The 7140-nt window shown below is 55.4% G+C and carries 2 protein-coding genes, 2 tRNA genes and 2 rRNA genes (1 of these 6 only partly in view); 5 read left to right on the forward strand and 1 reads right to left on the reverse strand.

All coding sequences use genetic code 11. The annotated features are described in order from the left end of the window. The first annotated feature begins 59 nt into the window (after positions 1–59). Positions 60–1028: an NAD(P)/FAD-dependent oxidoreductase gene (locus tag HER32_RS09200; RefSeq protein ID WP_168681670.1), complete on the forward strand. Its 969-nt coding sequence runs from the start codon at positions 60–62 to the stop codon at positions 1026–1028. A gap of 50 nt (positions 1029–1078) precedes the next feature. Here the strand turns inward: HER32_RS09200 and HER32_RS09205 are convergent, their stop codons facing one another. Further along, positions 1079–3817, reverse strand: a complete 2739-nt coding sequence (locus tag HER32_RS09205) for an MGH1-like glycoside hydrolase domain-containing protein (protein ID WP_168681671.1) — start codon at positions 3815–3817, stop codon at positions 1079–1081. Between the two features lie 617 nt (positions 3818–4434). Here HER32_RS09205 and HER32_RS09210 point away from each other — a divergent pair. From HER32_RS09210 to HER32_RS09225, 4 genes are all read left to right on the forward strand, one after another. Further along, a 16S ribosomal RNA gene (locus HER32_RS09210) occupies positions 4435–5949 on the forward strand. A gap of 139 nt (positions 5950–6088) precedes the next feature. After that, a tRNA-Ile gene (locus HER32_RS09215) sits at positions 6089–6162 on the forward strand. A gap of 39 nt (positions 6163–6201) precedes the next feature. Beyond that, a tRNA-Ala gene (locus HER32_RS09220) sits at positions 6202–6278 on the forward strand. Between the two features lie 194 nt (positions 6279–6472). Continuing rightward, a 23S ribosomal RNA gene (locus HER32_RS09225) occupies positions 6473–7140 on the forward strand; it runs 2240 nt beyond the window's last position. The 16S and 23S rRNA genes sit together here with 2 tRNA genes alongside, the layout of an rRNA operon.

Raw genomic sequence — 7140 nt, forward strand, 5'->3', positions numbered from 1 at the left:
CAAAATCGAGTTGCTTTCCGTAGCAGGAGCATCTATTCGTGTTTTTTGTTGCTCAGCTCATGCCTCGCATTCGTCCGCCGCGCCGCCCTCACCTTCCTTCCACCGATTTTGATGCCATCATAGTGGGCGGAGGCAGCGCTGGACTCAGCGCTGCCCTTACATTGGGGCGCAGTTGCCGCCGGGTATTGGTCTGCAGCAGTGGCCCGCCGCGTAATGCTCCTTCCCCTGGCGTGCATAGTTTCTTTACCCGAGATGGTACCAAGCCAGCTGAGCTGCTACGGCTGGGGCGTCAGGAGTTGGCGGCTTACCCCACTGTTAGCTTTCGGGAGGCACTGGTAACGGCCATTACGCCGGAGCCCGACACGCAGAGCTTCACCCTGACGATGGCGCCCGAGCGGGGTGGTCCATCTGTCACCTGCACTACCCGGAAAGTGCTTTTGGCTACTGGCGTAGCCGACGACTTACCCCCTATCCCGGGCATGCGGGAGTTGTGGGGCAATGGGGTATTGCACTGCCCGTACTGTCACGGCTGGGAAGTACAGGGACAACGGTTGGCAGTATATGGGCGCGGCAAGACGGGTTGGGGACTGGTGCAGTTGGTGAGCCGCTGGAGCCGGGACGTTATTCTTTGCACGGATGGCCCGGCGGGCATCACCGAACACGGCCGCCAGCGGCTCCGGCGCTTGGGTATCTCGGTGCGGGAAGAGAAAATTCTGCGGCTGGAGGGTACCGTCAAAGGCCAGTTGAAGCGCATCGTCTTTGATTCGGGGGAGCCGCTGGCTCGTGACGCAGTATTTCTGCACGCCGAGCAGCGCCAGCGCAGCACTCTGGCCGAGGAAACGGGCTGCCGTATCCTGAAAAGCGGCGCCGTGTGGACCGACAAAAAAGGGCAGACCACCCAGAAAGGTATCTACGCCGCTGGCGACACTACGCCGGCCCCCCAGCAGGCTATTATTGCCGCCGCGGAAGGGTCTCTTGCTGCCATTGCCCTCAACGAGGCCCTCACGCGCGAAGACTGCCGGGGCTAGCCCCTTCAGTTACCGGAGCTTCTTATTCAGCATGGAGGTAGTAGGCTTGGCTACGGCATACGGGTTAAGCGCAGATGATCTAGCATAGCTTGGTTCACTTCGCCGTTCATGTTTTCATTAGCCGGCTCCAAGGCTAGGTGTAGCACCACAGTACCTTTTTCGAGCTTCACCAGAATAGGATTGGTATACCCCCAGTCCGACCATTCATCTACGCCGCGCTGGGGCAACACCACCGTTCCCAGCTGCTCGCGGCCCCGGCGCAAAGTGCGAATTGCGCACTTATTACTGGTATTGATGGGCCCGTTACCATTGGCATACCGAAAGTCGATGGCATACAAACCAGTTGCAGGCACCGGCACGCGCATTGTTAGCGTCTGGTTCTGCGTTTTGCTGATTTCGACAAAGCCCGCTCCGGTATAGCCTTTAGCTGCCCGCTTCGATTGCGTGCCTTTGGCCTCCAGCTCTACCATGTACTGCTGCTTTTCACTGCCCACTGGCATTGGCTCACTGGCGAAGCTCTCAGCCCCGCTCTGGTCAACTGCTATTACCTGGTACTCCTGGTACTGATCAGCCAACGGCACAGCAAAGCGTGTATCCGTGGTTTGGCTGGTTCGCTCACCGTTGCGCAGGATGTGGTAGGTTACGGCTCCTTCTACCGCCGCCCACGTAAGCTCGCCCTGCGCATAGCGTACCGTTGGCGTCATAGGCGCTACGTGGTGCGCTACCTTGTGCTGGGTGGTAGCAGGCAACGCTTCGTTTGTTAGCTCAATCCGGACGGTGTGGGCCCCACTGAGGGTTGCGGGCACTGCCGCTCCGGCCAAAGGCTGCCCGTCCAGTGTAATACTACGAATGGTACGTCCGAAGCCGTTCAACTGAATATCAAGCACCGCCTGCCGATAGCGGAAGCCCGTGAGCTTGCGGCTGCCTTGCAAGGCCTGCGGAACAAAGGGCCGGAAAACCAGCTGATCTGCCTGGAAGTCCATCCCAAACAGTCCCTTGTATACCATGCCCAACGCACCGGAAAGGCTCCATAGCATGTTGCTGCTGTTGATTTGAGTACCGGCAAAATCCCCGTTGCTGGCCACAAAATTCTCTTTGTTCGTCAGGAACAGGGCCGCGGGCCTTGCAACCGTCATCAGACTTTCCATAAAAGCCGTTTCGTTGCCGACCTGCGCGGCGGCCAGCCCCCAGTAGCTCTGCACAAAAGGCCATACTGCGTTATTATGATACGGGGGAATACCGGCAATCTGAGGGTAGATACATGGTATGCCGTAGTCCATAACCGGCGTGCGGCCCACCAGCGTACGAGCCCGCGCTTCGTCGGCTACGCCAAACAATACGCTTAGCGCCTCGCCCAGCGCTTCAGCCTTAGGCGACAGCACCCTATACTTACGCCCATACAGATACTGCCCGTAGTAGCCTTGCGCTTCCTGCCACAGGTATTGGTTCATCCCCTGTTTGATGCGTTCCGCCAGCCCGCGGTGCTTGGCTGCCACGGCCGGCTCGCCTAGTCGTGCGGCCATTTGCGCCAGTACTTGATTGGCCTGGCAGTGCACGGCGTTGGTGCCCAGCGTCTCACTCTGGTAGATATCCACCGGCTGCATCCACTTAGGATACGTCTGCTCACGCCAGTCCAGAAACGACGATTCTCCGCGCACTAGGCCCGTTACTGGGTCGTAGGCGTTCTGCTCATCGTCTTCTATAGACTTCTTAATAATCGGGTACACCTGCCGTAGCCAGGGTTCTTCCCCAGTCACTTTATAGATTTCCCAGGCCGCCGTGGCCCATATCATGCGGTCAGTAGAACAAGGATAGGCTCCCCCCGTTCCGGTGTCCTGGATGATGCGGCCTTCCTTCGAGACCTTACGTAGCAAGCTGGTTTTGGCCACCTCCGGCTGCAACAGCGCTTGGGCAAGGATAATGCTGTAGCTGATATCCCGCGTCCAGACCCCTGCCCACTCCTGCCCGGTCCGGAAAGTACCATCGGGCTCTACCGCCCGCTTGGCTTCCTCTAGGGCTAAGTTGTACAGGGCGTCCAGCAAAGGATACTCCGAAGCGTACTGCGGCAGCCCGGTTACATCAAGGCGCTGCTTCCAATTCCGCGCCGTCGTTTTCACATCAGAATGCGCGTTCAGCACAATAGTGGCCTCGTAGATACCGTCGCCGTCGGCATCCTTCAGTTCCAGTTGGGGCTTGTTAACCAGATTATCAAAGTCCCAGCTAAGCGGTGTCGTGTTTCCTGCCACAAACACGTGTTTAAAATCAGCCTTGTACAGCTTCTGGCCAGTATAGAGGGTGTAGAAGCCTTGTTTTTCGAAGGCTGCCAACACCGGCCGCATATCCAGCCTAATTTTCAATGGCGTATTCGGAGCCAGATAGGTATTTACTGGCACCGGCGTTTTGTCCACGTACTGCCGGCCAAACACCAACACCGGCGTTTCCAATGCGCCTCCCTGCCCCTGGGCTATTGCTACTACCATATGGTCCTGCCCAGGCTGCATTTCGTTGTCCTTGCCATTAATGCTGAACTTGAAGCTTACCACCGGGCTCTGGAATTCATTCGCCGGGCTCTGGTAGCTCGATGTCAATTCCGTGCGCGACAGTGCCCTGGCCGTTGCTCTTCCTTGACGCAGAGAGTCACGGTAAACAGTGTAAGCAGCCGATTGCCACACCGGACTGACGGCCGGGGCAACAATAGGGGTGGTTGTAGGAACAGCTTTTTGCATCTGGCAGGAGCCTAACAGCCCAATAAAGACGACTATGCTGGCATAACGAGGAGAAGACTTCATAGCTGCAAGGTAGCGTCCAAACAGACTTACTGCAGATGCCGCTCCACGGGTTTATTCTACTCTACACCGCGCCATTCGGCGTTGCATCCTACTCAAAACCAACCAGCAACAAACCCCACTGAAAAAGTTTTAACTGCGGGAATTAATCCACTAGCAGTTAAGTTAACCACCAGCGACGCAACGAAACAGCCGCTTTTTTCGGCAGCTAAAATCAGGCTTTAAGAAAAAATGTTTCGCATCCTCTTGCAAAAGGCGCTGAGGTGTTGTTACCTTTGCAGCCCGCTTCAACCGGAAGGGGGGAGTTGCTTGTCACAAGTGCTTATCGAACGAAAAACTTTTTTCTTCGAACAGCTTGCAAAAAACAAAAAGGTTCTTACCTTTGCAGCCCGCTTCGACCGGAAGGGGCACAGTACCCGGGCTGACTAGCCCACCAGGTTCTTTCAACAGGGAAGGACGGACGTTCTTTGAATGACTGGAATTGACAAATTTGGGTGAGGCTGTTGTAGGCGACTACAGCAGCAGCAAGACCAAGCGTAACAAACGAACAGACACGTCAAACATACGAGTCGGATCAGCACTTGACATCAGCCCTAGTTCGCTAGGGTGTAGAAATTTATACAATGGAGAGTTTGATCCTGGCTCAGGATGAACGCTAGCGGCAGGCCTAATACATGCAAGTCGAACGGACGGTAGCAATACCGTTAGTGGCGCACGGGTGCGTAACGCGTAACCAACCTGCCTGGATCTGGGGGATAGCCCGCCGAAAGGCGGATTAATACCGCATAAGCCACGAGAGCGGCATCGCTTTTTTGGTAAAGATTTATTGGATTCAGATGGGGTTGCGTAGCATTAGCTAGTTGGCGGGGTAACGGCCCACCAAGGCGACGATGCTTAGGGGACCTGAGAGGGTGATCCCCCACACTGGCACTGAGATACGGGCCAGACTCCTACGGGAGGCAGCAGTAGGGAATATTGGGCAATGGGCGAGAGCCTGACCCAGCCATGCCGCGTGCCGGATGAAGGCCTTCTGGGTTGTAAACGGCTTTTCTCAGGGAAGAAAAAGAGGATGCGTCCTAAACTGACGGTACCTGAGGAATAAGCACCGGCTAACTCCGTGCCAGCAGCCGCGGTAATACGGAGGGTGCAAGCGTTGTCCGGATTTATTGGGTTTAAAGGGTGCGTAGGTGGCCCGTTAAGTCCGGGGTGAAAGCCTCTTGCTCAACAAGAGAACTGCCCTGGATACTGGCGGGCTTGAGTCCAGACGAGGTTGGCGGAATAGAAGGTGTAGCGGTGAAATGCATAGATACCTTCTAGAACCCCGATTGCGTAGGCAGCTGACTAGGCTGGTACTGACACTGAGGCACGAAAGCGTGGGGAGCGAACAGGATTAGATACCCTGGTAGTCCACGCCGTAAACGATGGATACTCGCTGGCAGCGATACACTGTTGCTGGCTTAGCGAAAGCGGTAAGTATCCCACCTGGGGAGTACGCTCGCAAGAGTGAAACTCAAAGGAATTGACGGGGGCCCGCACAAGTGGTGGAGCATGTGGTTTAATTCGATGATACGCGAGGAACCTTACCTAGGCTAGAATGCGCGTGACCGGTTCAGAGATGAACCTTTCCTTCGGGACACAAAGCAAGGTGCTGCATGGCCGTCGTCAGCTCGTGCCGTGAGGTGTTGGGTTAAGTCCCGCAACGAGCGCAACCCCTATGTTTAGTTGCCAGCGGATTATGCCGGGGACTCTAGACAGACTGCCTGCGCAAGCAGTGAGGAAGGCGGGGACGACGTCAGGTCATCATGGCCCTTACGCCTAGGGCTACACACGTGCTACAATGGACGGTACAGAGGGTCGCTACACAGTGATGTGATGCCAATCTCACAAAGCCGTTCTCAGTTCGGATCGGAGTCTGCAACTCGACTCCGTGAAGCTGGAATCACTAGTAATCGCGTATCAGCAATGACGCGGTGAATACGTTCCCGGGCCTTGTACACACCGCCCGTCAAGCCATGGAAGTTTGGTAGACCTGAAGCTGGTGCTCGTCACAGAAGCCAGTTAGGGTAGAACAAGTAACTGGGGCTAAGTCGTAACAAGGTAGCCGTACCGGAAGGTGCGGCTGGATCACCTCCTTTCTGGAGCGGTTCGACTCGTTGACGTGGAAGTTCGCTTATAAAGTACACGAGGTTTTGTAACCTGGATTTGTCAATCCCTTCATTCAAGATATTGATTCGGATTCGAGGCACTACCGTTGGCGGTGTCACTCGAAGACCCGGGCTTGTAGCTCAGGTGGTTAGAGCGCTACACTGATAATGTAGAGGTCCCTGGTTCGAGTCCAGGCAGGCCCACTGGTCACAGCGGGGTTGCCGTATGGACTAGAGCAGAACGGGGGATTAGCTCAGCTGGCTAGAGCACCTGCCTTGCACGCAGGGGGTCAACGGTTCGAATCCGTTATTCTCCACCATTCACAAACTGGCCAATCGGGTCGTTTGGGTGAGAATACATAGTATAAGGAATGTGAAGCTCATCCTTCACATTCCGCATTGTCTTCAACAGGAAGACAAATGTTCTTTGACGTAGTGTAACGAGTAAGAAAGAAAACAAAGAGTGATACACCTTGTGTATCACCCGAGCCCTCCAGCCTTCGGGTTGGAGCTACAAGAAGTAAGCAAGGGCACACGGGGGATGCCTAGGCTCTCAGAGGCGATGAAGGACGTGATAAGCTGCGATAAGGCCAGGGGATTAGCACATATAAGGTGATCCTGGCATTTCCGAATGGGGCAACCCCTCTACTTGAAGAGTAGAGACTTCGTAGCATTTGCTACCAAGGGCAAACCCGGGGAACTGAAACATCTAAGTACCCGGAGGAACAGAAAATAACATATGATTCCCCAAGTAGTGGCGAGCGAACGGGGAGGAGCCCAAACCGGGTTGGTTACGGCCAGTCCGGGGTTGTAGGACCTCAACATCTGATTGATTTACATTAGCTGAATGGCATGGGAAAGCCAACCACAGACGGTGAGAGTCCGGTAAGCGACCTTGTAGATCACGGTAGAGGATTCCTGAGTAGGGCGGGGCCGGAGAAACCCCGTCTGAATCCAGCGGCACCATCCGCTAAGGCTACATACTCCTGAGAGACCGATAGTGAACTAGTACCGTGAGGGAAAGGTGAAAAGAACCGGGAATACCGGAGTGAAAAGAACCTGAAACCGTGTGCTTACAAGCAGTTAGAGGGGTTTTGTGCCCTGATAGCGTGCCTTTTGCATAATGAGCCTACGAGTTACTCCTCTCTGGCAAGGTTAAGTGTATAGATGCACGGAGCCGCA

It is taken from the genome of Hymenobacter sp. BT18 (genome assembly GCF_012273015.1).
In the GTDB taxonomy this organism is placed as follows: Bacteria; Bacteroidota; Bacteroidia; order Cytophagales; family Hymenobacteraceae; genus Hymenobacter; species Hymenobacter lutimineralis.

What these genes read in the sequence shown, in the direction of transcription:
- HER32_RS09200 (WP_168681670.1), top strand. Translation starts at nt 60, where the DNA reads ATGCCTCGCATTCGTCCGCCGCGCCGCCCTCACCTTCCTTCCACCGAT.
- HER32_RS09205 (WP_168681671.1), bottom strand. Translation starts at nt 3,817, where the DNA reads ATGAAGTCTTCTCCTCGTTATGCCAGCATAGTCGTCTTTATTGGGCTG.